18 protein-coding genes and 1 pseudogene are annotated in these 24423 nt (G+C 60.4%); 9 read left to right on the forward strand and 10 right to left on the reverse strand.

Annotation, left to right across the window (positions count from 1 at the left end; genetic code table 11):
• Nucleotides 1–84: 84 nt before the first annotated feature.
• Nucleotides 85–570 (forward strand): SRPBCC domain-containing protein, encoded by a 486-nt coding sequence (locus tag E5720_RS08825; RefSeq protein ID WP_136170352.1) that lies wholly within the window; start codon nt 85–87, stop codon nt 568–570.
• On the opposite strand, the gene E5720_RS08830 is transcribed toward E5720_RS08825, so the two are convergent.
• From E5720_RS08830 to nhaA, 3 genes are all read right to left on the reverse strand, one after another.
• Nucleotides 567–1883: an NAD(P)/FAD-dependent oxidoreductase gene (locus tag E5720_RS08830; RefSeq protein WP_136170353.1), complete on the reverse strand. Its 1317-nt coding sequence runs from the start codon at nt 1881–1883 to the stop codon at nt 567–569. The genes E5720_RS08825 and E5720_RS08830 overlap by 4 nt on opposite strands.
• Nucleotides 1884–2398: 515 nt before the next feature.
• Complete coding sequence (locus E5720_RS08835; protein WP_247596301.1) at nt 2399–2686, reverse strand: MerR family transcriptional regulator; 288 nt, start codon at nt 2684–2686, stop codon at nt 2399–2401.
• Between the two features lie 296 nt (nt 2687–2982).
• Complete coding sequence (gene nhaA / locus E5720_RS08840; RefSeq protein WP_136170354.1) at nt 2983–4305, reverse strand: Na+/H+ antiporter NhaA; 1323 nt, start codon at nt 4303–4305, stop codon at nt 2983–2985.
• Nucleotides 4306–4673: 368 nt separating this feature from the next.
• Between nhaA and E5720_RS08845 the strand changes: the two genes are divergently transcribed.
• Complete coding sequence (locus tag E5720_RS08845) at nt 4674–6575, forward strand: BCCT family transporter (RefSeq protein WP_136170355.1); 1902 nt, start codon at nt 4674–4676, stop codon at nt 6573–6575.
• 74 nt (nt 6576–6649) lie between these two features.
• Here the strand turns inward: E5720_RS08845 and E5720_RS08850 are convergent, their stop codons facing one another.
• Nucleotides 6650–7843 carry an MFS transporter gene (locus tag E5720_RS08850; RefSeq protein ID WP_247596235.1) on the reverse strand — a complete coding sequence of 398 codons (1194 nt, stop codon included), beginning with the start codon at nt 7841–7843 and terminating at the stop codon, nt 6650–6652.
• Between the two features lie 74 nt (nt 7844–7917).
• On the opposite strand from E5720_RS08850, the gene E5720_RS08855 reads away from it, so the two are divergent.
• From E5720_RS08855 to E5720_RS08865, 3 genes are all read left to right on the forward strand, one after another.
• A complete protein-coding gene (locus tag E5720_RS08855; protein ID WP_136170356.1) occupies nt 7918–8790 on the forward strand; it encodes a LysR family transcriptional regulator in 873 nt (290 codons plus the stop codon).
• A 184-nt stretch (nt 8791–8974) separates the two neighbouring features.
• The gene (locus E5720_RS08860; RefSeq protein WP_136172542.1) at nt 8975–9319 is read left to right on the forward strand and encodes a metalloregulator ArsR/SmtB family transcription factor; all 345 of its coding nucleotides are present in this window, start codon (nt 8975–8977) and stop codon (nt 9317–9319) included.
• 118 nt (nt 9320–9437) lie between these two features.
• Nucleotides 9438–11189 carry a SulP family inorganic anion transporter gene (locus E5720_RS08865; RefSeq protein ID WP_136170357.1) on the forward strand — a complete coding sequence of 584 codons (1752 nt, stop codon included), beginning with the start codon at nt 9438–9440 and terminating at the stop codon, nt 11187–11189.
• Nucleotides 11190–11366: 177 nt separating this feature from the next.
• Here E5720_RS08865 and E5720_RS08870 read toward each other — a convergent pair whose 3' ends face one another.
• From E5720_RS08870 to E5720_RS08880, 3 genes are all read right to left on the reverse strand, one after another.
• Nucleotides 11367–12209, reverse strand: a complete 843-nt coding sequence (locus E5720_RS08870) for a universal stress protein (protein WP_168708314.1) — start codon at nt 12207–12209, stop codon at nt 11367–11369.
• Between the two features lie 207 nt (nt 12210–12416).
• On the reverse strand, nt 12417–14123 hold the full coding sequence (locus tag E5720_RS08875; protein WP_247596236.1) for a GAF domain-containing sensor histidine kinase: 1707 nt from the start codon (nt 14121–14123) through the stop codon (nt 12417–12419).
• Nucleotides 14116–14790, reverse strand: coding sequence for a response regulator transcription factor (locus E5720_RS08880; protein WP_136170360.1), 675 nt, complete (start codon nt 14788–14790; stop codon nt 14116–14118). The genes E5720_RS08875 and E5720_RS08880 overlap by 8 nt, the downstream gene beginning before the upstream one ends.
• Nucleotides 14791–14984: 194 nt before the next feature.
• Between E5720_RS08880 and E5720_RS08885 the strand changes: the two genes are divergently transcribed.
• Nucleotides 14985–15923 carry a universal stress protein gene (locus tag E5720_RS08885; RefSeq protein ID WP_136170361.1) on the forward strand — a complete coding sequence of 313 codons (939 nt, stop codon included), beginning with the start codon at nt 14985–14987 and terminating at the stop codon, nt 15921–15923.
• An 84-nt stretch (nt 15924–16007) separates the two neighbouring features.
• Here the strand turns inward: E5720_RS08885 and E5720_RS08890 are convergent, their stop codons facing one another.
• The 3 genes from E5720_RS08890 to E5720_RS21650 all read right to left on the reverse strand — a co-directional run bounded on the left by E5720_RS08890 (nt 16008) and on the right by E5720_RS21650 (nt 19541).
• The gene (locus tag E5720_RS08890) at nt 16008–17576 is read right to left on the reverse strand and encodes a GMC oxidoreductase (protein ID WP_210730035.1); all 1569 of its coding nucleotides are present in this window, start codon (nt 17574–17576) and stop codon (nt 16008–16010) included.
• A gap of 541 nt (nt 17577–18117) precedes the next feature.
• Nucleotides 18118–19209 (reverse strand): GGDEF domain-containing protein, encoded by a 1092-nt coding sequence (locus E5720_RS08895; protein ID WP_247596237.1) that lies wholly within the window; start codon nt 19207–19209, stop codon nt 18118–18120.
• A 188-nt stretch (nt 19210–19397) separates the two neighbouring features.
• The gene (locus tag E5720_RS21650) at nt 19398–19541 is read right to left on the reverse strand and encodes a hypothetical protein (protein WP_168708315.1); all 144 of its coding nucleotides are present in this window, start codon (nt 19539–19541) and stop codon (nt 19398–19400) included.
• An 8-nt stretch (nt 19542–19549) separates the two neighbouring features.
• Between E5720_RS21650 and E5720_RS08900 the strand changes: the two are divergent.
• The 3 genes and pseudogenes from E5720_RS08900 to E5720_RS08910 form a co-directional block, all read left to right on the forward strand.
• Nucleotides 19550–19794 (forward strand): annotated as a pseudogene (locus tag E5720_RS08900) (hypothetical protein); the annotation flags it as partial.
• A gap of 160 nt (nt 19795–19954) precedes the next feature.
• The gene (locus tag E5720_RS08905; protein WP_168708316.1) at nt 19955–21286 is read left to right on the forward strand and encodes a family 1 glycosylhydrolase; all 1332 of its coding nucleotides are present in this window, start codon (nt 19955–19957) and stop codon (nt 21284–21286) included.
• 321 nt (nt 21287–21607) lie between these two features.
• Complete coding sequence (locus tag E5720_RS08910; RefSeq protein ID WP_136170364.1) at nt 21608–24406, forward strand: aconitate hydratase; 2799 nt, start codon at nt 21608–21610, stop codon at nt 24404–24406.
• The last annotated feature ends 17 nt before the right edge of the window (nt 24407–24423 follow it).

Raw genomic sequence — 24423 nt, forward strand, 5'->3', positions numbered from 1 at the left:
ACTCGACTACTCCACTCCTTGTCACAGTGTCAGGGTCAAGCGACGAAGTCACTCGATCAACTGGCAACGGTGCATAATTGGCCGATGAATCCCACCGGAATCCTCCGTCGGGCGGCCGACGGTATCGATCTCGAGTTGACCCGAGCGATTGCAGCCTCCCGAGAGGACGTCTGGCCATCGCTCACCGAATCCGACCGCACGGCACTATGGTTCGGCCCATGGAAACGATTGCCAAAGAACATGATTCGTGTTCAGATGGCTTTCGAGGAAGGTGCACCCTGGTCCGAGATGCGCATCGACGCCTGCGAGGCGCCGTCGCGACTGGCGGTCTCGATGATCCACGATGCCGGAAGCTGGAGCATGGAAGTGCTCCTGACCGAGTCCCAAGGCACCACATTCGTGACGCTGATCCAACATCTGAGCGACACCGAAGGGATCGGCGAAATAGGTCCCGGATGGGAGTACTACCTCGACATGCTCGTCAACTCTCGAAACGAGGAGCCACTTCCGAGTTTCGACGACTATTACCCTGCCCAGGCGGAGTACTACTCCTCACTATCGCCCCGCTAGCGGTAGGGCCTGCGCGCAGTTTCCGGGTCGCCGAAGGTGATCGCTCGCTCGCGGCGAGAACCGGTCGCCAGAGTTGCAGCCCAGTTGATAAGCGTGCCGACGCGATTGCGGGCCCCCGAGAGAAACGCGATGTGGATGACTCCCCAGGACACCCAGCCGAGGAACCCGGACATCCGCAGCGGTCCGGCCTGAACGAGCGCGTGCCCGCGGGAGATGTAGGCCGCGGTGCCGAAGTCTCGGTAGCGGAACGCCTGTCGTGAGGCAGTCGGGTCGCTCGAATCGGTGGCGATGAGCGAACCGACGTGACGCCCACCCTGCATGGCGACCTCGGCGACGCCCGCCAGATCCTGATAGGACATCAAGTCGCCGACGACCCACACGTTGCGGTGGCCCGGCACCGATAGATCCGACTCGACAGCAATTCGTCCCGATCGGTCCTGCTCGACACCGAGAGCCTCCGCCAGTTGCCGAGCAAACGGAACTGCTTCGACGCCCGCCGTCCACAGCACGGTTCGAGTGTCGTAACGAGTGACCGTCTTCGGCTCCGCCTTCGACGTGGTTTCGACGTCGGTGCCGGTGACATCGGTGACGTGCACACCCAAGTGCGTTTCGACGCCGACGGTATCCAGGGTTTTCTGCGCCGCAGCGGACAACTTCCTGTCGAACGAGGGCAGGACTCGATCGTCACCGTGCAGTAGCAGCACCCGCGCTTCACCTGGGTCGATGGACCTGAACTCGTCAGCCAACGCCCTGGTTGCCAGTTCGCGGATCTGTCCGGCCAGCTCCACGCCCGTCGGCCCCCCGCCCGCGACGGCGAACGTCAACCACGGCCGCCGTTCCTCTGCGGTGGACAATGCTTCCGCCATCTCGAATGCCGCAATCAGCTTACGGCGGACGGTCAAAGCGTCGTCGAGCGTCTTCATGCCCGGCGCGTGCTGGATGTACTCGTCGTGCCCGTGATACGACTGCTGCATACCGGCAGCCACCACGAGATAGTCGTAAGCGAACTCGTAAGTCGAACCGTCGAATCTGCTCGCGGTCACCACCCGCGCCCCGGGATCGACTGTGGTTGCCTCACCGAGTGCGACGTGAGCATTCTTCTGCCTGCGCAGCAGGTGCCGGAGTGGACTCGAAATGGATCCTTCGGACACCAATCCCGTCGCACACTGGTAGAGCAGGGGTTGAAAGACATGAGACGTACCGCGCTCCAGCACGGTGACGTCGACGTCACTGCGACGTAATGCTCGGGCGGCGTAAAGACCACCGAAGCCGCCGCCGACTATCAACACTCGAGGCCGACTCTGCGTGGTCATGAAGCAGGATCGCGGTGAGCAGGGTTTTGCGCAGACGATGTCATGGGCATGGCTGGTTCTCCTTGCGAAGTTTTCGGCGGTCCAGTTATCGAAGATAGACCGGAGCATGGGGGCAGACCGGACACTCGAAAAAATCTATGGTCGCTGGGGTAGACATTGTGGTTTCAGTGGTTTACAGTAATTCTCGTACACGAAAGAAGAGATCGAAAGGCGCGGGAGAGGACGAACTACCCGCGAGAAGACCGGCGGTTCGAGTTTTTTTACGTCACCGCCGACGCAGGTGCAGTACAAGCAGGGTTAGTTGGTAATTGGAAGAAGGGAGGAGTTGCATCGTCAGTTCGCCCATGCTCTTGTTTTTCGGGCGGACACCGCAAATGTCATCAGGCAAGTGGAAATAGATGGTAGTAATTCCCCACCAGGGCCCCGGTGCGATCGTGCACCGGGGCCCTTCGTCTTCCGAGCACCAAGATGGCTTACGCACACTTCGGATCTGCGTGCTCAGCGGTGGAAGCGACTCATATCTCGGTGGCGGATGATTCGTCCGAACCGTCGATGACTTCCTGAAGATGGGCATTGGTGCGGTGAGCTGCCGCAAGCTGATCTTCGAGGACGACGATGCGGCACGCGGCATCGAGCGCAGTGCCCTGATCGAGCAGATCACGGACCCTCGACGCAATCCTGAGTTGGAAGCGAGAGTATCGCCGGTGACCGCCGTCGGATCTATGAGGAATCAACAGGTTGGCCTCGTCGAGGCTGCGTAGAAATCCGGGAGTCGCATTCAACATCTGTGCGGCGGTGCCGATGTTGTACGCCGGGTAGTGCTGATCGTCGAACTTGTCGCCTGCCGACGTTTCGTTCACATCGCTATTGCTTTGGTTCACAACACCTTCCGGATGAGCTCGTTGATGGGGCCGGTACATGGAGACCGCCACACACGAGCAACACCATCATGGCGCCACGCTTGGTCCATTCACCTGAAACGACACCAGCGTCACACGCCCCAAGGGTCGAATCAGTGGAATAATACCGTTCACGCTGCAACGATGTCTACCTTGGCCACAGGAGATTTACCAGTAGGAGTTGCGATCACACGTCCCGATCAGTTGTCACGACCAACTGTGTCCGATTGATAGACGTCGGGGATACCGTCGTTGTCGTTGTCGCAGGTCTCTTCCTCGTAAATCCGCTTGTACACCTTGTTTCGAATGCGCAAAAGCGCCGAAGCGAGCAGTGCTGCCAGGATCGATCCAGCCAAAACGCCGATCTTGACGTGATCATCACGTTCGGTGCCTGGCCCGAAGGCGAGGTCACCGATCAGCAACGAGACCGTGAACCCGATCCCGGCGAGTATCGAGATACCCAGGATGTCGATCCACTGGACAGACTTGTCGAGTGATGCACGCGTAAATTTCGACAGCAGGAACGTCGTTCCGAAGATGCCGATAGTTTTACCCAACACCAACCCGAAGATGATGCCCAGCGCAATTGGATCGCTCAGCGCGCTGGTCAAACCGCTGAAGCCTCCAACGGTGACTCCCGCGGCGCAAAATGCGAAGACGGGTATGGCCACTCCAGCGGACAGCGGACGGATTCGGTGCTCGAAATATTCGGCCAGACCGGGGCCGGCATCCGGGCCGCCGCGTGCGCGACTGCGCACCACCGGGACAGCGAACCCCAGAAGGACGCCTGCCACGGTGGCGTGGATTCCCGATTCATGCACCATCGCCCAAGTGATCACCGCGAGTGGGATGAGAATCCACCACGCCCGGACCCGTTTCTGAACCGCGAAAGTGAACAACGCCAGCGGAATCAATGCCAAGCCGAGTGCAATGAAATTGACATCGTCGGTATAGAAGACCGCAATCACGGTGATCGCAAGAAGATCGTCGACCACAGCGAGGGTGAGCAGAAATGTTCGTAGCGCAGTGGGCAGATGCGTACCGATTACGGCGAGGATCGCGACCGCAAACGCGATATCTGTAGCGGTGGGAATCGCCCAACCCTGCAGTGCGCCACCACCGGTATTGCGGTTGAAGGCGACGAAAATAATGATCGGAACGATCATGCCACCCAACGCGGCAGCGATGGGCAATGCCGCGCGCCGAGGGTCGCGAAGGTCACCGGCAACGAATTCGCGCTTGAGTTCCAGACCGACGACGAAGAAGAAGATCGCGAGCAGACCGTCGGCCGCCCAAGTCGACAGTGTCAGATCCAGATGTATCGCGGAGGGCCCGACCTTCACGTTCATCAATGATTCGTAACCGTCAGCCCACGGCGAGTTTGCCCACGCCAACGCCGCAACTGCGGCGATGAGCAGCAAGACGCCGCCGACGGTTTCCTTGCGCAGAATCGCGGCGACACGGTCCGCTTCGGACCAGGATCCGCGGGAGAACAACGGCAGCCGTTGCGAGTTCGACGACATATGTGGCGAGCCTTTCGTTGAGCGTCCGCAGCCACCGTAACGACGCTCTACTGACGGGACGTCCGGCTGAATCGGCAAGCATTTGAGCATGGTCGGACCATGCCGACCAGACTTCCCGGCGCACCGAGGGCCAGTTTATCGGTTACTTCGACCGAACGACAATCGAACAGATGCAATCGCCACTCACGGCAGGTTGGCGCGGCGTCGGATACCGTCCCGTCGGTTCATCGCACTGCTGCAGATCTATTGCTCGACCGCACACGAGACCCTTGGATTTGGTGGGGGTTCACCGGTCGCATTACCGTAAGTTGGAATCGATATTACTTTTTCTACATATCCATCAAGCAATGCAAGGGATCTTCCTCGATATGAATTCTGTGATCACGGCATGGCGCGGCCTACGCAAACCGGTATTCATACCGGCCTCACTGATAATTTTCGCAATGATCATCTTCTCGGTGGTCTTCGCCAGTACCGCCTCCGATGCGTTCGAATCCCTCAACACTGCAATTACCAACGGTGTCGGCTGGTGGTACATCCTCAGTGCCACCGGATTCGTCTTGTTCGCCCTGTATTGCGGCATCAGCCGAATCGGCAACATCCGCCTCGGACGCGACGACGAGAAGCCCGAGTTCGGTGTCCTCTCCTGGTTCGCCATGCTCTTCAGCGCCGGGATGGGCATCGGTCTGGTGTTCTACGGCGTCGCGGAGCCTCTCTCGCACTACGTCAATCCGCCGGAAGCCGGACGAATCGAAGGTTCCACCGACGGTGCCGCGAACCAGGCCATGGAACTCACGCTGTACCACTGGGGTTTGCATGCGTGGGCGATCTACGTGGTCGTCGGACTGGGCCTCGCCTATATGACATACCGCAAGGGTCGCCCGCTCTCCGTTCGATGGCTCCTGGAGCCCTTGCTCGGTCGTAAGCGCATCGAAGGCACCATCGGCCACGTCATCGATGTCATTGCAATCGTCGGGACCATGTTCGGTGTCGCGACCTCCCTCGGTTTCGGCGTCCAGCAGATTTCGGCGGGACTCGAGTACCTCGGCTGGATCGAGAGCAGTAACTGGCTCACGATAATCCTCATCGCAGCCGTCACCGGACTGGCAACGTTCTCCGTCGTCTCCGGAGTGTCGAAGGGCCTCAAATGGCTCTCCAACATCAACATGGTGCTCGCTGCGAGCCTGGCAGTGTTCGTTTTGATTCTCGGACCCACGCTGTTCTTGATGCAATCCTGGGTACAGAACCTCGGCGGCTACGTCCAAGCCCTACCGGAGTTGATGCTGCGCACCTCCCCATTCGCCGACGATGGCTGGGCGGGCGCGTGGACCATCTTCTACTGGGGCTGGTGGATGAGCTGGGCACCGTTCGTGGGCATGTTCATCGCGCGTATTTCGCGTGGCCGCACCATCCGCCAGTTCGTGTTCGGCGTGCTGCTGGCGCCGACCATCATCGGCTCGCTGTGGTTCACCATCTTCGGTGATGCCGGCATCCTGCGTCAGCGCAACGACCAGGACATGCTGACTGCCGCCGGTGAGGTCGACACCAACACCACGCTGTTCCACCTCCTCGACGGATTCCCTCTCGCCACGGTCACGAGCGTTCTCGCAATTTTGGTGGTGGTGTTCTTCTTCGTCACCTCCTCGGACTCGGGGTCCTTGGTGATCGACATCCTTTCGACCGGTGGCGATCTCGACACCCCGAAGATCACCCGGGTGTACTGGGCAGTTCTCGAGGGCGTCGCGGCGGCAGTCCTGCTCCTGGTCGGCGGCTCCGGTTCACTGACCGCTCTGCAAACAGCGTCGATCGCGACTGCAGTTCCGTTCTCGATAGTCCTGGTTCTTGCGTGTATCTCGATGCTCAAGGCCTTCCACTACGACGTCGCCACCACCCCCAGCTACGTCCGAATCACCGCGACGGGCGAGGCGTCCAATGGCGCGTTGGTGACAGCGGGCAGCGAGTCCGCCGGTCCAGTACGCCGCAAGCGTGGTGCGGGAATCTCCTCGACCTTCTCCGGTCTCGCGCCGTCTCGGGAGAATCTCACTACACCGAGCGCGGGGCATGTAGTCGTCGCTGTCCACCAGCTTTCGTCCGACCAGATCGGAATCCACCCGGACACCGGTGCCGTCGAGTACTCACCCGGCGAGGCGCGACGCGATCCACTCGGTGGAGAGGTGTTCGACTCTCAGGAGTTCGTCGACTCCGCGGAAGGCCATGCGCAGAAGGCAGAGGGACAAGTGCAGACTCAGTCTTCCGACCGATCTGACTAGAAGTCATCTGCGTTCTTGTCGACAGTCGTGCCCGGATCGAGTACCTGATCCGGGCACGACGCATATGTGAATCATCAAGAGCATCTGTTTCGATGATTACGCTGCTCGACGAGCCACAGCGTGAAGCCGATCGTGGGGAAGCTTGCACCGAGTACGCAGACCCCCGTCCATCCGGCCTGGGTGTAGGCCAGGACCGACAGCGCGCTCCCGATCGACCCCGCCATGAAATAGGTCGTCATGTAGGCGGTATTGAGTCTGCTGCGGGCGTCGGGCCGCAGTGGATAGAACAGGCTCTGGTTACTGATGTGCGTGCCCTGAATGCCGAGATCGAGCAAGGCCACGCCCGCTGCCAGCAGAAACACGTTGTGCTCTCCGAGTGCCAACAGCACGAAGCTGAGCGCCGTGAGAGCCACGAACCAACCCGTCTGGCGCTGCGCATATCCGCGATCGGCCAGCGTTCCTGCGAGTCGTGCAGCTAGTGCACCGGCCACCCCGACGAGGGTGAAAAGTCCGATCTGAGCATCGGACCATCCGTACCCCGGTCCGGACAGTAGAAATCCGATGGACGTCCAGAACACGCCGAACGATGCATACGTAAGCGTTCCGTATCCGATACGCCACCGGAGCACCGGTTCTTCACGGATGAGCTCTACAACAGAAGCAAGCAGCGCCCGATACGAAGACGTCGCACTCGGCGGCGAGACGGGCAGCGTGCGAACCAGCAGCGCGGCGACGACCATCAAGATCGCTGCGACGACGAAGACCGCTCTCCAGCCCGCGACGTACGCAATCAATCCGGCTACCACGCGTGAGAGCAGAATCCCCAGCAGCAGACCTGTCATCACGTTGCCGATGACTCGGCCTCGTTCTTCTTCGGCCGCCAGCGAGGCAGCGAATGGCACCAGAACCTGACCGACCACAGAACCGACCCCCGCGACCATCGCAGCACATGCCAACACCTGCCACGACGGTGCTACCGCCATCACCACGAGGGACGCGCAGGTCACCGCGAGCATCCAGGTCATCAGCTTCCTGCGCTGGATCATGTCGCCGAGCGGTACGAGAAGTGCCAGCCCGATGGCATACCCCACTTGGCTGGCGGTCACCACCAGGCCCACTCGGGTCATCGAAGCATCGAGGCTGTCGGCGATCGCGCCCACCAGCGGCTGGGCATAGTAGCTATTGGCAACCACCAATCCGGAGATCACTGCCATGATCCCGACGAGCCGCCCGTTCATCCGAGTCGTCGTGGGCATTTCAGAGTGCATGTGCCCATGGTCGAGAAGTCTCGTTGTTCTGTCCAACATGTTATTCCGTACTCATTCATTGATAGAATCGCTCAATGGAGTTGCGACAGCTCGAACACTTCACCGCCGTAGCAGCCGAAGGTCATTTCACCCGGGCGGCGTCCCAGCTACATATTTCGCAATCCGCGCTCAGTTCGTCGATCCGGGCACTGGAAAAGGAGATCGGCACCGCGCTCTTCGAACGCACCACGCGCAGAGTGCTTCTCACCGCCTCCGGGTCGGTACTGCTTCGATATGCCCGCAGAATCACCGGCGACGTCGCCGATGCACGCGATGCCCTGCGTCAGATCTCCGACGGTGAAACCGGCACTGTCGCAATCGGAACCGTCCAAACATTCACTGCCATCGACTTGCCCGCCACTCTGGGCCGATTTCACTCCGCCCACCCGGGTGTAGCAGTGACCCTGCGCGAAGGAACCACCGCCGAGTTGCTGGACGCACTCGTCGGAGGGAAGCTGGATCTGGCCTTCGTCGCACTGGATGCGCAACCCCTGGAGGTCGGGATTTTCGCGCTGGCGACCTACACCGAGTTGTTGACTCTCGCCGTAGCCGACGGACATCCTCTGGCGCAACGGAATTCAGTTTCTCTCGCCGAGCTCGCCGACTATCCGTTCATCGACTTCGAGGCCGGCCGCGGCTTACAGACCGTCGTCGACGCACTGTTCGACAATGCAGGCGTCGACCGTGACATCACATTCCGGATCAGCGACATGGAACGATTGTTGGGGTTGGTGCGTCACAGCCTCGGTGTCGCGATAATTCCAGAGCCTCTTGCGCGGCGCCATGCCGGCCTGACCACGGTTGCCATCGACGTACATCCTTCTCCCACAAGAGAATTGACATTGGTATGCCGGACCGAGGAACCCACCAATTCGGCGGCGCGCTCGTTCATCGGTGAACTCGGTTGAAATTCAGTAGTACCGATCATCAGCGGTCCATCGAGAGGTAAGAAACAGACTGGTCGACGGATGCAATCCCGTCGCCACCCACGTTAGTTGCTAAGATTCGCAAGTACCACGACCGTGGGATCCCGACAGTCCTGCTCGAAAAACTGGAGGCGTAGTGGCACATTCACGCGAGCCCTTGTATCGAATGAAGGCCGACTTCTTCAAAACCCTCGGTCACCCTGCACGCATTCGCATCTTGGAGCTTCTGAGCGAGCGCGAGCATGCCGTCTCGGAAATGCTCCCCGAGGTCGGTATCGAGCCGGCGAATCTATCTCAGCAACTCTCCATCCTGCGGAGAGCAGGCTTGGTTGCCGCGCGTCGAGAAGGACTGTCCGTCTCTTACGCCCTGACGTCACCGCGCATCGCCGACTTACTGACCACCGCGCGGACCATCTTGACGGGCATGGTCGCCGGGCAGGCCGAGATGCTGGTCGACGACGCAGCTGCCGCAGAATCGATCGCCGCGACGGCCAGGGTCGCCGAGCAGTAGCACTCGCACGACACCGGGGCAGTGTCGAACCTCACGGGCCCACCGTCTTCATTACTTGCTAATCTTAGCAAGTAATGAAGTAAGAATTCATCCCCCCTCTCGCGGTACCGAGGACCCTATGACCGAGTCGCCCACACAGAAGCATGCTCCCGCAACCACCCTCCATCGAGCCGGACAGTCGATCCGTGAACTATTGCCACGCTGGAGCGAATGGAGCACTTCGCTGCGGGCACCCGGTGCGGACCTGCTGGCCGGCCTGATCGTGGCCTTGGTGGCACTTCCCTTGGCATTAGGATTCGGAATTTCGACCGGGCTCGGGGCCGCTGCGGGCCTGACCACCGCAGTCATCGCAGGTGCGGTTGCCGCGGTGTTCGGCGGTTCACGCTTTCAGGTGTCCGGCCCTACCGGCGCCATGACCGTCGTCCTGGTCCCGATCGTCCACGAGTTCGGCGGATCCGGAGTACTTGCAGTCGGCCTGATCGCCGGAATCGTGCTGTTGATCCTCGCATTCGCCGGAATCGGGCGGTCTGTGCGATTCATGCCCGCTCCCGTCATCGAAGGATTCACCGCCGGAATCGCTGTGGTGATCGCGCTCCAACAGGTCCCCGCAGCTCTCGGCATCGCCGACGCGCAGGGCGACAAGGTGTGGCGCAGCGCTGCCGACGCAGTGGTCAAGTTCGTGGATCATCCGTCGATTCTCACGCCGGTAACGGCACTTGCAGTGGCCTTCGTGATACTCGTCGGCGGACGTTCCTTGCCCAAGGTTCCCATCTCACTCGTCGCGGTCGCCATCGTGACGCTTGCCGCGAAACTGTTGCATCTCGATATTGCACGCATCGGTGAGATCCCATCTGGAATCTCAGCTCCGACGTTGAATTTCTTGCACCTCGAGGACCTCACCTCCTTGTTGGCACCTGCACTGGCCGTCGCCGCGCTGGCCGCGCTCGAGTCGCTACTGTCGGCAACCGCGGCAGACTCGATGGGAGTAGGCACCCGGCACAATCCCGACAGGGAGTTGTTCGGACAGGGCCTGGCAAACATCGTCGCACCGCTGTTCGGAGGGGTGCCGGCCACCGGTGCCATTGCCCGCACCGCGGTCAACGTTCGGTCCGGTGCTCGCAGCCGACTTGCCGCGCTGACCCACGCGGTCATTCTCGCCGCAATCGTTTACCTCGCGTCGACGCTGGTCGCCGAAATTCCCCTGGCTGCACTTGCCGGAGTCCTCCTCGCAACGACGGTACGCATGGTCGAGACGGCCTCGATCATTGCCATCGCCCGCGCTACCCGCGCGGACACCGCAGTCATGGGAGCAACGTTTCTGGTGACGGTTGCACTCGACCTGGTTACCGCAGTCGCAGTAGGCGTCGCATTCGCCGCAATCCTCGCGCTGCGCGCAATCGCCAAGTCGGCCAAGATCGAACAAGTTCCCCTCGACGACGAGGGACACCAAAGCGAAGAATACGAACTACTGCGTGAGCACATCGTCGCCTACCGCATCGACGGTGCATTGTTTTTCGCTGCGGCACACCGGTTCCTGCTCGAGCTCGCCGAAGTCTCCGACGTCCACGTGGTCATCTTGCGTATGTCCCGTGTCACCGCCATCGATGCCACCGGTGCCATCGTGCTCAAAGACGCCATCGACAGGCTCGAACGCCGTCACATCACCGTATTGATCTCGGGTATGAAACCGGAACACTCACGACCGCTCCAAGCACTCGGAGTCTTCACCACCTCGGACAGTGAACGTAGGCACTTCTTCGAAAACACGCCTCAGGCAATCGAACACGCCCGCACGCTGCTCGAACAACGGCCTCCTGGCCGCTCTACCGCCAAAGACGAAACCCAGTCGGTGAACACCATTCCGACATGATCATTCCTCGACTCGTATTCGAAGCGAGGTCCCAGCGGAAACGGGCCTGCGAAGCAACGAGATCTGCTGCTCGGGATACACCTTGTACCGCCATCATCAACGCCATTGCGCGATACACCGCATCGAGCTGACCCGCCAACGGAGAGATCAACAGATCACGTGGACCGCTGCTGGCAATCATGCGTGCGGCACCACGAGCACCGGGCATTCCGCTCGGCGAAGGACAGTGGTAAGCGTACTGCCGCACGTGCGTCCTCGCTCATGGCCGACAACAAGCAACCTAGCGGTGCCGGACACTGCGACCAGTTCCGATCCCGAGCCGGCCTCGGCGTAGACGGTCGAGCAACGCACCGTGGGGTAGTCGTCGCGAAACGACTCCAGCCGGGCGTCCATAGGCGATTCGGGAGCCACGTTAGCGTTCGCTCCCCCGATCACATGAGCGACAACCTCCGAGATCGAGCGAGTATGGATAGCCAGGACATCGGCTTTCCTACTCGAAGCTTCGCGAAAAGCTTCTGCAACAACGACGTCGGACTCGAGAACCTCCGCATCTCCCAGCGCGACCACCACCGCACCATCGGAACCAGTACTGCACTCTCGCACGATCAATACCGGACACACCGACGATTCCACGAGTGTGAAAACCGTCGACCGCAGGACTCGTTCAGTCAAGGCATGCCCTTGGCTTATGCCGAGCACGAGTAGACGCGCAGATTTCGCCTCCGCAAGAATCGCTGATTCCGGTTGACCATGCAGCACTACAGTTTCTACCAACACACTGCTGTCGATCTCCGCCGCCGCGTGCACTGCCTCGCCGAGTACCGTGCGACCGTAGTCGCCATCCACATCAGGAGCGCCGTACACAGTCTCAGGCTGGGGATGCGGGCTGATCACATGGACCAACCGCAATGAGGAGTGCCGTTCTTGTGCCTCCGCCACTGCCAGTCGCACGGCGTCGAGCGCCGCCCTCGATCCATCGACTCCGACGACGATAGGTCCACCCGCATACGAACTGTTCATCAGTTTCCTCTCGATGTTCACCATCGGCACCGCGCCACCCGCGAAGTGCAGCGGACAAGCAGCGCCTCCACCCGAGAACGCTACGAGTGCTTTCCCGGTCGACGAAGCGGCCAGAGGTCACCAGCGTTCGGGACGTAAGTAGGCGACTTCGTCGCACGTGCCGGAAATACGTCGCAAAAGGTGTATTTCCGTGCACATAGGGAGCAGTCACGGCAATGGCGCGGCCCAGACGATGCAGGCGCCGACGCCGGATACGGGCGTGCCCACCGTCATCTCACCGCCGCACTCGAGTGCTCGCGCGCTCAGGTTCGCCAAACCGCTTGCGGTGGCGTTGTCGGGCATTCCGATACCGTTGTCCGACACCTCGATTCGAAGGTCGTCCCCGACCCAGATGGTCACGGTAACCGTGTCGGCCTCTGCGTGCTGGACCACATTGCTGACCGCCTCCCTGATGACGGCAACAGCGTGATCAGCGAGCGAGTTTTCGATAACCGACAATGGTCCGGACATTCGAACGACCGCACGGATGGGTACATGTTCGGTGAGTTCGAGGACCGCGCCGTCGATGCGTTGGCGCAGGCGAGTGGCAGAATGCGACGAACTTTGCAGATCGAAAATCGTCGAGCGAATGTCCTGAACCGTGTCTTGCAAGTCGTCGATTGTTGTCGTCAGCCGTTGGCGAATATCGTCCGACTCGGTTCGTTGCAGTGTGCTCTGCAACGACAAACCGACAGCGAATATTCGCTGGATCACGTGGTCGTGCAAGTCCCGGGCGATCCGATCACGGTCGGACAGGACATCGAGTTCGTGGACCCGACGAGCGTTGTCGGCCATCTGCATCGCCAGCGCGGCCTGGTCCGCAAAGCTCGCGACCAGTTCGAGTTCGGCATCGCTGAACGACCCGGCGCCTTCCTTCCGCATCACCACCAGCACGCCGCTGACACCGCCGGTGACACGCAACGGAGAGATAAGAGCGGGACCGAATTCCTGGTCCATCTCGATGGACTCGTCGTCGAAGTCTTCCTTCCGGAATGCCGCACGGCGCCTGAACGCGGCGCCCGAACTCGACCCTTCGATGGGGATGGTGGAACCCAATAACTTTTCGGCACAATGCCCTTCGCTCACCGAGACGACAAGCTTGGTAACGAGTGCTGGGTCCGCGTCGACGCCCTCCGGGACGGCGATGAAAGCCAGGTCGGCGGTGAGGAGATGCAACGCCTTTCGCGACACCATTTGCAACACGTCACCGATTTCGGCGCCGGCCAGCAGTTCGGTGCCGATATCTCTCGTCGCTTCCATCCATGCTTGACGAGTTCGTGATTCCTCGTACAAGCGTGAATTTTCGATAGCAATACCTGCTGCTGACGCGAGCGCCTTGGTAACGACCTCGTCGTCATCGGTGAAAGGTGTTCCATCCTTCTTTTCCGTCAAATACAGGTTTCCGTAAATCTCGCTGCGGATTCGAATCGGTACTCCGAGAAAGGTTTTCATCGATGGATGATTCGGCGGAAATCCCACCGAATCCGGATGAGACGTCAAGTCTTCCAGGCGAAGGACTTCGGGCTGATCGATCAACAGTCCCAACACTCCGCCTCCGGTGGGTAGCGGTCCGATACGGGTACGCGTGTCCTCGTCCATCCCGAAGTTGATGAATGCGCTCAGTTCGTGACCTTCCCCGCGCACGCCGAGGGCACCATAGCGAGCGTCGACGAGTTTGACGGCCGATTCAACGATCGACCGCAGAGTCACCTCGAGATCGAGGTCGGAGGTGATGACCAGCATGGCCTCCAGCAGACCGTCTGCCTGTGCTCTGGCGTCCGCAATACGGCCGATGCGGTTCCGAACTTCGACCAAAAGTTCACCGAGACGGAGTTGCGGCAACGACGATCCGCTGGCGCGGGGCAGATCATCCACCACGAACTCCGGGGTTCCCGCCGCCTGATATCGGATGTGTATCGGCAAGTTTCGAGGCATAAACGGCGGCTTGGGTGCGTCGCTCCATCCCGAGCTTCGCGAGAAGTCTCGAAACGTAGTTCTTCACTGTCTTTTCCGCCAGAAACATTCTGGTCGCAATCTGCCTGTTGGTCAGACCTTCACCGAGGAGGTCGAGCAAGGTGCGTTCCTGCCCGGTGAGATGGTCTATCGGTCCTGGCTCCGCGGTACCCGCTCGCAGCTTGTCCATCAGCACGGCCGCGGCTCGATTGTCGAGCAACGACTTCCCCGAGCCGACATCCTTGATCGCGCGAGTCAGCTCCATTCCGGTGATGTCCTTGACGACGTATCCACTCGCGCCGGCAAGGATGGCGTCGAGCATCGCCTGATCCTCGGTGAACGAAGTCAGCATCATGGTTTTCAGGTCTGGCAACCGATCGAGTAGTTCGCGGCACAACTCGATGCCGTTGCCGTCGGGAAGCCGCACGTCGAGCACAGCGACATCGGGCTTCAATGCCGGGATGCGGGCGAGGGCTTGGGCGCAACTGCCGGCCTCACCGATGACTTCGAGATCGGGATCGGAGTCGATGAGGTCGATCAACCCGCGCCGCACTATCTCGTGATCATCGACCAGAAACACTGTGACCACGCCAACGCTCCCTTACCCGCGTCCCCAATGGGCGCCTCGAGTCCAACCATACCTACCTAGGCCGCATCCAAACCGACCATCGGTCACCGAAATCGGCGACCAAAGTCCCTCACATCGGTGTAGTTGTCCTGCCGTGCCACTTGCTCAGTTCAGGGTCTGATGGAGGTCCAGCACCACGATGAAGGAGACTCGCGATGGGTTTACTCCCGACCGTCGTCGGAGTCGACGGGTCATCCGCGTCGCTGGACGCAGTTCGATGGGCAGTGCTCGACGCCGAACTACACAATTCCGATCTCACAGTGGTGTCTTCGGTCCCCTTGCCGGGCGGATTGACCGGCATCCGGATCCTGCCCAAGCCCGCGACTGCGCAATGGAGGGGCGAGACGAGACGGATTCTGGACGAGGCGCTCACGGCGGCCGGGCGAGCCATGACTGGTGCGCAAACGATCGGCGTCGACGCATGCTTATCGGATCGACCTGCGGTGAGCACGCTACTGGAGTTGTCTGCAACGTCCAGGATGATCGTCATCGGCACCAGCGGTCTCGGGGGAACCGATCGCCGAACGCTCGGGTCGATCAGTTTCGCGCTCAGCACCCACGCCCACTGTCCTGTCACCATCGTGCGCGCTTGGCCCGACGATGATCGGGTGCAGGCCGCGGACGCCGTAGTCGTCGGAGTCGACGGAACGATGGCGAGCGATGCTGCAGTGGCGCTGGCGTTCGAGGAGGCTGCTGTGCGAAGAGCCCCACTCACCGCAGTCCACGCGTGGTCCGATGCGGATCTATCGATAGGAATCCCGGTTCACGGGCTCGAGTGGCCATTGAACAAGCCCCCTACCGAGGATGCTTTGACACGGATTCTGGACGAATACTCGCACCAATACCCGTCGGTGTCAGTCCGACGTGTGGTGGTCAGAGACCGACCAGTGCATGCCCTTCTCGATCATGCGCAGGGAGCGCAACTCTTGGTGGTAGGCAGCCATGGTCGCGGCGGATTCAGCGGAATGATGCTCGGTTCGGCGAGCCGATCAGTGCTCGGACGCGCCAACTGTCCTGTTGTGATCGTTCCATCGTCCGGTCGATCCGTGGCAAGAGAGAACTCACACGTCGCCTCCGCTCCATCGAGTCGATAAAAATGCTGATCCCTTGAACAGACGAACACACGTCGAACACACCGGGACAGAAAGATGGCCTGGTGTGTTCGACGCGTTAGTCGGCTAGTTCATATCGTTAGCGATGATGTTCTCGATGTTCCGTTCCGCCAGTGCAGTAATGGTGACGAACGGATTGACGCCGACATTGCCGGGAACCAGGGAACCGTCCATGACATAGAGCCCCGGATACTCGGGGAGCCGACCGTAGTTATCGGTTGCCTTGCCCAGGACACAGCCACCGAGCGGGTGATACGTCAGCTGATCGCCCCACGTCTGCACGGGTCCGAAGAGATCGGTCCGATAGATGGTGCCTTCCTTTCGGTTGATCTTGTCGAACAACTTTTTCGTCATATCGATCGACGGTTGATTTTGGGAACGTTGCCAATCGAGCCCAACCTTGCCTGTTGTCGAGTTGTATTGAAACTGTGCACGTTCGGGGTTCTTGGCAATCGCCAGGTACAGACTCACCCACAGTTCGGCGCCGGCCGGGAACGGTGCGATCTCGGCGAACACCGGTGCGGTGGGATCGGCCCAGTTGTCGATACCCAAAACTGGTATCGAAGATTGCTTGGCCCCTGTCCCGTCCCATGCGTGGTTGGCACGGCCCACCATCACGTTGCCGTTGTGGCCCCATTCCTGACCGACAGCTCCAGGCAAATTCGCCAGTTGCCCTTGCGCTTTCATTGCCACCAGCAGCTTGCTCGTCCCGACACTGCCTGCTGCGAAGAAGACCTTGTCCGCTGTCACGGTCTTGGTGCCAGTGACATTTCCCTGCTCGTCGATCTGGTTCATCACCACCTGATACCCACCGCCCGTGGTGGCCGGCTTCACCTCGGTGACGACGTGCAGCGTGGTGATGGTGAGTTTGCCGGTCGCTGAGGCTTGGGCGAGGTAAGTCTTGTCGAGGGACTTCTTGCCGGCGTTGTTTCCATAGATGACTTCCGATGCCAATGCCGATTTGGTCACTTGACCGGCGGCTTCCTGTTTCATGTATTCGAAGTCGTACACATTGGGCACGAATGTTGTTGTGTAGCCGGATCTCTGCGCGGTTTTGCGTCCTGTCCTGGCAAATTTGTAATACTCGGTCGATTCGAACCACGCTGGGTCGACGTTGTTCACTCCCAGCGCGGCGTTTGCCTTGGGGAAGTAGGTCGAGTACATCGCATTGGAGTCGACGTTCGGCAGGATTTCCTCGAAGTAGTTGCGTTTCGGCGTCACAGCCATTCCGCCGTTGACGAGCGATCCACCACCGACTCCGCGACCCTGGTAGACCTTGATTCCACCGAAGTCTTCGATATCGAGAACACCGACGTATTTACTGATGTTCTTGTCGACCGAACCACCGGAGAAGTGTGAAACCGGTTGCACTGTGCGAGTTCGGAGCCAGGTCGACCGACCGTCCGGCGAGAGCATCGGGCAGAAGATCTTCCCGTCCGATCCCGGCGTGGTCCAGGCCTTGCCCATCTCGACCATGTGCGTGTCGATCCCGGCTTGCGTCAATCGGAGTGCGGCTACCGCCCCTCCGTAACCGCTCCCGATGACGAGCGCGGCAACCCGATCGCCGTCACCCAAAGCCCGGCGCGGTGCCGCCGCGGCAGTTGTCCACGAAGACGAGAGGGCCGCTGCACCGATAGCCAATCCTGTTGCGGCAAGGAATTTTCTGCGCGACAACACCGAAGTGGTGCGTGGAAATCGATCTTTGGATCCAACGCGAATATTCAAGTAAATCCCTCTCGTTCGGTAACCCCCTCGCAGAGATATACCGTCCGAGAGATGACCGCGCGGGCAGTACCGGTCAGTAATGTCACGTGGACGTAAAGTTTTCACAAAAATAGCCAGTGAATGCAAAAATCACCGGATATTTCAAGATCCAGATCACGTCGAAGCGACACCACATTGGTCAAAGTCTCAATCTTTTCGACCGTTCGCCTACCCACCGGATTGGTTGCCTTCACTTGAACAGCGGCGGGCTGGTCAAAGCTCGCGCGGATCTGACTTCAAGCTGAATCCGCAGAACGGGACAAACTAATACCTGCCCATTCAGTAACGTACCGTCGGCGCTGGATCCGAGAACAAGTGTGCAACTCGAGCGCTGTCGTGTACATGAAAATTCAAGGGTCGCAGAATATCTTCCGGATACTGTGGATTTCCCGGAAATAGAAGTAGCCTTTGCTCAGTCGAGCGCAATGCCGTCTGCCGGAACCGCCATACCATCGGCGGTGTGCGCACCGCCGTCGAAGCGGTGGAGGGTGTTGCCGCCCGCACGTTTGGCCGCATACATCGCGATATCGGCCCTGGTGTAAACGCTGTCGAACATTGCACCGAGAGTAGCCGCATCGGCATGCGCAACCCCGATACTGACAGTCACCCCCACTCCCGACCCTTCCGTAAAACGAGACTGTAGTGCGTAAGCCTGCTCGAGGGCCTCCACCGGATCGAGGTGAGTAACGACCGCGAATTCCTCTCCCCCGGTGCGAGAAGTGACAGCAGGAAAATCGAACGCCTCGTGAATGGCATTCGCGGCCGCACGCAGAACAAGGTCGCCGTGGGCATGACCGTGCCGATCGTTGACGGCTTTGAAAGCATCGAGATCGACCACCATCACCGTCGCCACTCCTACCTGATCTCCGAGTTCGGCGATTGCGGCGACAAGCCCTCGGCGGTTGCGCAATCCAGTCAAAGGATCGAAGAACGCCTGTGATGCATCACGCCGCAGTACGACCATCAGAACGTAGGAAAGCACAGGGGCCGAGAACAACATCAGAATTAACAAGACCAGGTAGGCGCACGCGAGCACTACATCCGCACCAGGCTCGATCACCGCACGCACGAACAACACACCGACAATCACTCCAGCCCACAGCTGATGAGAAACGATCAACTTCGGACTGTGAAAAGCCGCGATATAACCACCGTTCACAGCGAAACCCGCAGCACACGGCAACGCAACGAACGGGTCGGTGAGCATCAGCAACGCGGCAGCGGTAAACAGTTCCAAATAGGCGACGAACAGACGTGAATAATTTTTCGTCGGCCACGGCCCGCGGAGCCACACGAGACCGATCGCAGATCCGACACCGGCAAGACCGAACGCAAGGTAGCGCCCAATACCGTCGGGCACACCAGCGGGACTGAACGTCGCCAGGACACACAACGCCGCGAACAACCAGCACCAGGTACTCAAAGCGATCCGAACAGGGCTCGGCAGCGCGATGGAACGCTGATCGGGCGCAGTCCATCCGGTACCGCCCGGGCAAGACCACAATCGATCGATCGGAAACCTAATCGGCAGAGCCCTTCCGTGCGAGATGTAGCGTCACTACAGCCCGATGTGATGTACGGGTCGACCCCTCATCCGTAGTGACCTACTCAGTGTGACAGAAAACAGGCTGTCCGGTTCGGCAGTGCAATCCAAACCGGTCTCGCAACAACCGCTTACTACTTCGATTCCGTTCACTGTGTGAACGAAATAGTGGAGAGCCTTATGAGCTCGCCTCGCTCCTTCTCGTTCAGCTCCGAGAATGTGTCTTCCTCGACCCGGTCGAGGACACGGTCGCTTTCGGCGAGTAGTCCGCGTCCAGCGTCGGTGATCGTCATGATCTGGCGCCGATCTGTCGCAAGTCGATGTCAATGGCGGCGCCATCGCGCTCGGACATCCCCTCGGCGCGACCCGCGCACGCCTGATGACCACTCTTCTGCACGAATTGGAACGGTCCGGCGGGTGCGCTTCGGGCTCCAGACCATGTGCAAGGGCGGCGGCCAAGCCAACGTGACAATCATCGAGCAACTGCAAATTGGACGATATGAAGTCCAGACAAACGCTGACCTCGCAGCGCCACAGTCGAACTGAACTGCAATCCTAAGAATTTGGTCAGCAATGGAGATACAGAAGTATTCTGTTCGGGTATTCGAATACACCGCATTGTGGACGGTATGACCAATCGGTCCGGCCGGATTCGAATGCCAACCAAAACGGTCCCACTCCACTGACCGCGTACTACTCTGCGCCCATGCGTGTTTCGATACGGCTTTTCACCGCAACAGCACTGATCATGGCTTGGTTGTTGGTACCCGGCGCCTGGCTATCCACCACGCTGTCACCGTCCGCCACCGCCACACCCCCTCCATTGTCGGTCGGTGAGGACTTTCTGTGGGGCGTGTCCACCGCCGGCTTCCAGGCCGAGGGGTCCTCCCCGGACAGCAACTGGTCTCGATATTCAGCTTCCGAAAATGTCGACGACAAGGTCGGCACCTCAGTCGACTTCCGTCATCGCTATCCGGAGGACATCGAGAACGCGTCGAAACTTGGTGTCTCCGTGTTCCGTTTCAGTGTCGAATGGGCGCGCGTGCAGCCTGTCTCCGGAACCTGGGACGAAGAAGAACTCGCGTACTACGACGACGTCATAGCGCAGATCCGTGCACATGGAATGCGTCCGATGATTACTCTCGACCACTGGGTGTACCCCGGTTGGGTGGCCGATCAGGGCGGTTGGACCAACCCCAAAACAGTCGATGACTGGTTGGCCAACGCTTCACATGTGATCGACCGATATGCCGGCAACGATGCGCAGTGGATCACCATCAACGAACCGACCGCGTACATCATCAAAGAACTCACCTTCGGCGGCATCACACTCACCCAGGCACCGCAGATGATGGACCGCCTCGTCCAGGTGCACCGGGCAGCGTTCGACATGATCCACACCAAAGATCCCGGTGCACCGGTCAGCAGCAATCTATCCTTCATCCCCACGGTCGCTGGACTTTTCGACTCCACCTTCGTCGACCGCGTCCGCGACAAGATGGACTTTCTCGGCCTCGACTACTACTACGGGCTCTCCGTTGACAACATCACCGCCGCCTACGCCCTCTTCGACCAGCTGTACAAGATCAGAACGCAGCCCGAAGGCCTCTACCACGCACTGATGTACTACAGGGACAAGTTCCCCGACCTGCCGATCTACATCGTCGAAAACGGCATGCCTACCGACAATGCTCAGCCCCGGAAGGACGGATACACCCGATCCGACCATCTCAGCGATCACATCTACTGGCTCGAACGAGCCCGCCAAGACGGAGCCAACGTGATCGGCTACAACTACTGGTCCATTACCGACAACTACGAATGGGGTTCTTACCGTTCACGTTTCGGTCTGTTCACCGTTGACGTACAGACTGACCCGTCACTGGCCCGTCAGCCCACCGACGCAGTGGAGACCTACCGTCGGATCATCACCGACAAGGGCGTCCCCGCGAATTACACCCCGGTCCGGCGACCAGGTTTCTGTTCGCTGGTGACCTTGCCGGAAAGCTGCCTCGAACCGCCTTCTGTTCCCCGCTGAGCTATCTGAAGCCGAACAACACAAAGGCAACGAAAGCGATGATCTGGCAACTTGCGGGTCGGTTGGTAGTTGGCCGATTACGGGCTTCCGCTTCGTCTGCCGAGACCGGCGTCAACTGCGAAACGAAGGTCTGAGCTCGAAACATCGTGACGGTTGGTTCAGTTCCCTATACGGGCAGAGGTTCTGTGCGTAGGTTTGAGTTGTAGCCAGCATCAGCCGTCATAGCAGTCCGGGGTCAGTCCGATGACGACTGAAGCCTTGCGCGCAGCTAAGGAGCCGGGGCGATCCGCAGCGGACTGATCCTTCGCTTGAGGGAGCGTCATGACAAGCAATAGTTTCGGTGCCCGCGGCCAGCTGAGCGTGGACGGCAAAACCTACGAGATTCACCGGATCGACCGGATCGAAGGGGCCAACCGCCTGCCCTACAGCCTCAAGATCCTCCTGGAGAATCTGCTGCGGAACGAGGATGGACATCTGGTCACGGCCGACCACATCACGGCCCTCGCCGGATGGGACGCCAAGTCCGAAGCCAACTCCGAGATCCAGTACACCCCGGCGCGGGTGCTCATGCAGGATTTCACCGGCGTCCCGTGCGTAGTGGATCTGGTGGCCATGCGCGACGCGATGACCGAACTCGGCGGCGATCCACGAAAGATCAATCCGCTGATTCCAGCTGAACTCGTGATCGACCACTCGGTGATCGCCGACGTGTTTGCGCGCCCGGATGCCTTCGGAGTGAATGCCGAACTCGAATTCGAACGCAACCAGGAGCGCTACCAACTGCTCCGCTGGGGACAGCAGTCCTTCGACGACTTCCTCGTTGTTCCGCCGGACACCGGCATCTGCCACCAGGTGAACCTCGAATACTTGGCGCGGGTGGTCTTCACCCGTGAGGGGCCCCGCGGACTCCAGGCGTACCCGGATACGTTGGTAGGAACGGACTCTCATACCCCGATGGTCAACGGTCTCGGTGTGCTCGGCTGGGGCGTCGGCGGGATCGAAGCCGAGGCAGCCATGCTGGGCCAGCCCATGAGCATGTTGATCCCCCAGGTGGTGGGGCTCAAACTCTCCGGCGACCTCCCCGAGGGAACCACCGCCACCGACCTGGTGCTCACCGTTGCCGAACTATTGCGGAAGGTCCGCGTCGTCGGCAAGTTCGTCGACTTCTTCGGCCCCGGCGTCGGCAATGTCCCGTTGGCTACTCGGGCCACCCTGGGCAACATGAGCCCGGAGTACGGCTCGACTGCATCCATCTTCCCGATCGACGACGAAACTCTGAACTACCTGCGACTGACCGGCCGCGAGGAACACCAGATTCAGCTGGTCGAGGCGTATGCCCGCGAACAAGGCCTGTGGCACGATCCCGACCACGTACCCGAATACAGCCAGATAGTGGAGTTGGACTTGTCCACGGTCACCCCGTCGATCGCCGGCCCGAAAAGGCCCCAGGACCGTATCCCCCTGGCCGCGGCGTCCCAAATCATTCACCGCCTACTGGCCGGCCTGTCGCAAGACGACGCCGTTGCCGGCGGACTCGACTCCGCCGGGGAAGAATCCTTTCCCGCCAGTGACCCGGTGGCCATCAGCACTCGCATTCCCCGCGACGATCCACCGCGAATCCACGACCACGACGAGGATCCCGATCTCGACGACTGGCCGTCGAACCCGGCCGAGTTGATCGTCGGCGGACAACAGGCCAGCATCGACAACGGCGCCGTGGTCATCGCCGCCATCACCTCCTGTACCAACACCTCCAATCCCTCGGTGATGATCGGAGCGGCACTGCTGGCCAAGAACGCCGTCGAACGCGGGCTCGCGAGTAAGCCGTGGGTGAAGACCACCTTGGCTCCCGGGTCCCGCGTCGTCACCGACTACTACGAACGTTCTGGACTGACTCCGTATTTGGAGAAACTAGGTTTCAATCTGGTCGGCTATGGCTGCACTACCTGCATCGGCAACTCGGGGCCACTGATCCCAGAAGTCAGCAGTGCGGTCGCGCAGAACGATCTCACGGTGGCTTCGGTCCTATCGGGCAACCGTAACTTCGAGGGCCGCATCCATGCCGAGGTCCAGATGAACTTCCTGGCCTCACCGCCCTTGGTCATTGCCTATGCACTCGCCGGAACCATGCATACCGACATGGTCAATGACCCGCTCGGGCACGACCCCCAGGGGCAGCCGGTCTTCCTGCGCGACATTTGGCCGACAACCGCCGAAATCAAGAAAGTGGTCGACGCGAGCCTCGAAGCGTCGATGTTCACCAAGGGATACGCCGACGTCTACCACGGCGACGAAAACTGGCGCGGCATGTCCATCCCCGACGGGGATCAGTTCGCGTGGCAATCAGAGTCCACCTATATTCAGCGTCCGCCGTACTTCGACGACATGCCGGTCGATCCCGCGCCACTGACGGACATCAAGGACGCACGGGTGCTCGCCTACCTCGGGGACTCGGTGACCACCGACCACATCTCCCCGGCCGGCGTCATCAAGTCCGATTCCCCTGCCGGCCAATACCTTCAAGGATTGGGCGTCGCCCCGGCCGACTTCAACTCCTACGGTTCGCGCCGCGGCAACCACAACGTCATGATCCGCGGCACCTTCGCCAACGTCCGGCTACGCAACAAACTCGTCCCCGGGGTCGAAGGCGGCGTCACCCGCCATCTGCCCGACGGTGAACGCCACAGCATTTTCGACGCGGCTTCCGCCTACGCCGCCGAAGGAGTACCGCTGATTGTGCTGGCGGGATCCGATTACGGCTCAGGCTCCTCCCGCGACTGGGCCGCGAAGGGGACCACGCTGCTAGGCGTCAAGGCTGTCCTGGCCGTCTCCTACGAGCGGATTCACCGATCCAACCTCATCGGTATGGGCGTGCTGCCGCTCCAGTTCCTCGACGGAGAAAGCGCAGAATCTCATGGGCTGACCGGCGAGGAAAGCTATTCGATTGTTGGCATCGCGGGGGCTGATCCGCTCCCGCGGGAGGTCACCGTCAGCGTCGACGACGGCGAACACAGCCGAAAAATTTCCGCGCTGGTGCGCATCGATACACCCGCAGAGGAGGCCTACTTCATCCACGGCGGCATCCTGCCTTACGTTCTGCGTCAGCTGCTTTCGTCATGATCGCGCACGGCCTGGAA

The sequence above is a fragment of the Rhodococcus sp. PAMC28707 genome, assembly GCF_004795915.1.
GTDB lineage: Bacteria > Actinomycetota > Actinomycetes > Mycobacteriales > Mycobacteriaceae > Rhodococcoides.

What these genes read in the sequence shown, in the direction of transcription:
- E5720_RS08855 (WP_136170356.1), top strand. Translation starts at nt 7,918, where the DNA reads ATGGAGTTGCGACAGCTCGAACACTTCACCGCCGTAGCAGCCGAAGGT.
- E5720_RS08830 (WP_136170353.1), bottom strand. Translation starts at nt 1,883, where the DNA reads ATGACCACGCAGAGTCGGCCTCGAGTGTTGATAGTCGGCGGCGGCTTC.
- E5720_RS08860 (WP_136172542.1), top strand. Translation starts at nt 8,975, where the DNA reads ATGAAGGCCGACTTCTTCAAAACCCTCGGTCACCCTGCACGCATTCGC.
- E5720_RS21650 (WP_168708315.1), bottom strand. Translation starts at nt 19,541, where the DNA reads ATGACGATCACCGACGCTGGACGCGGACTACTCGCCGAAAGCGACCGT.
- E5720_RS08885 (WP_136170361.1), top strand. Translation starts at nt 14,985, where the DNA reads ATGGGTTTACTCCCGACCGTCGTCGGAGTCGACGGGTCATCCGCGTCG.
- nhaA (WP_136170354.1), bottom strand. Translation starts at nt 4,305, where the DNA reads ATGTCGTCGAACTCGCAACGGCTGCCGTTGTTCTCCCGCGGATCCTGG.
- E5720_RS08865 (WP_136170357.1), top strand. Translation starts at nt 9,438, where the DNA reads ATGACCGAGTCGCCCACACAGAAGCATGCTCCCGCAACCACCCTCCAT.
- E5720_RS08905 (WP_168708316.1), top strand. Translation starts at nt 19,955, where the DNA reads ATGCGTGTTTCGATACGGCTTTTCACCGCAACAGCACTGATCATGGCT.
- E5720_RS08870 (WP_168708314.1), bottom strand. Translation starts at nt 12,209, where the DNA reads ATGAACAGTTCGTATGCGGGTGGACCTATCGTCGTCGGAGTCGATGGA.
- E5720_RS08825 (WP_136170352.1), top strand. Translation starts at nt 85, where the DNA reads ATGAATCCCACCGGAATCCTCCGTCGGGCGGCCGACGGTATCGATCTC.
- E5720_RS08850 (WP_247596235.1), bottom strand. Translation starts at nt 7,843, where the DNA reads ATGCACTCTGAAATGCCCACGACGACTCGGATGAACGGGCGGCTCGTC.
- E5720_RS08845 (WP_136170355.1), top strand. Translation starts at nt 4,674, where the DNA reads ATGAATTCTGTGATCACGGCATGGCGCGGCCTACGCAAACCGGTATTC.
- E5720_RS08910 (WP_136170364.1), top strand. Translation starts at nt 21,608, where the DNA reads ATGACAAGCAATAGTTTCGGTGCCCGCGGCCAGCTGAGCGTGGACGGC.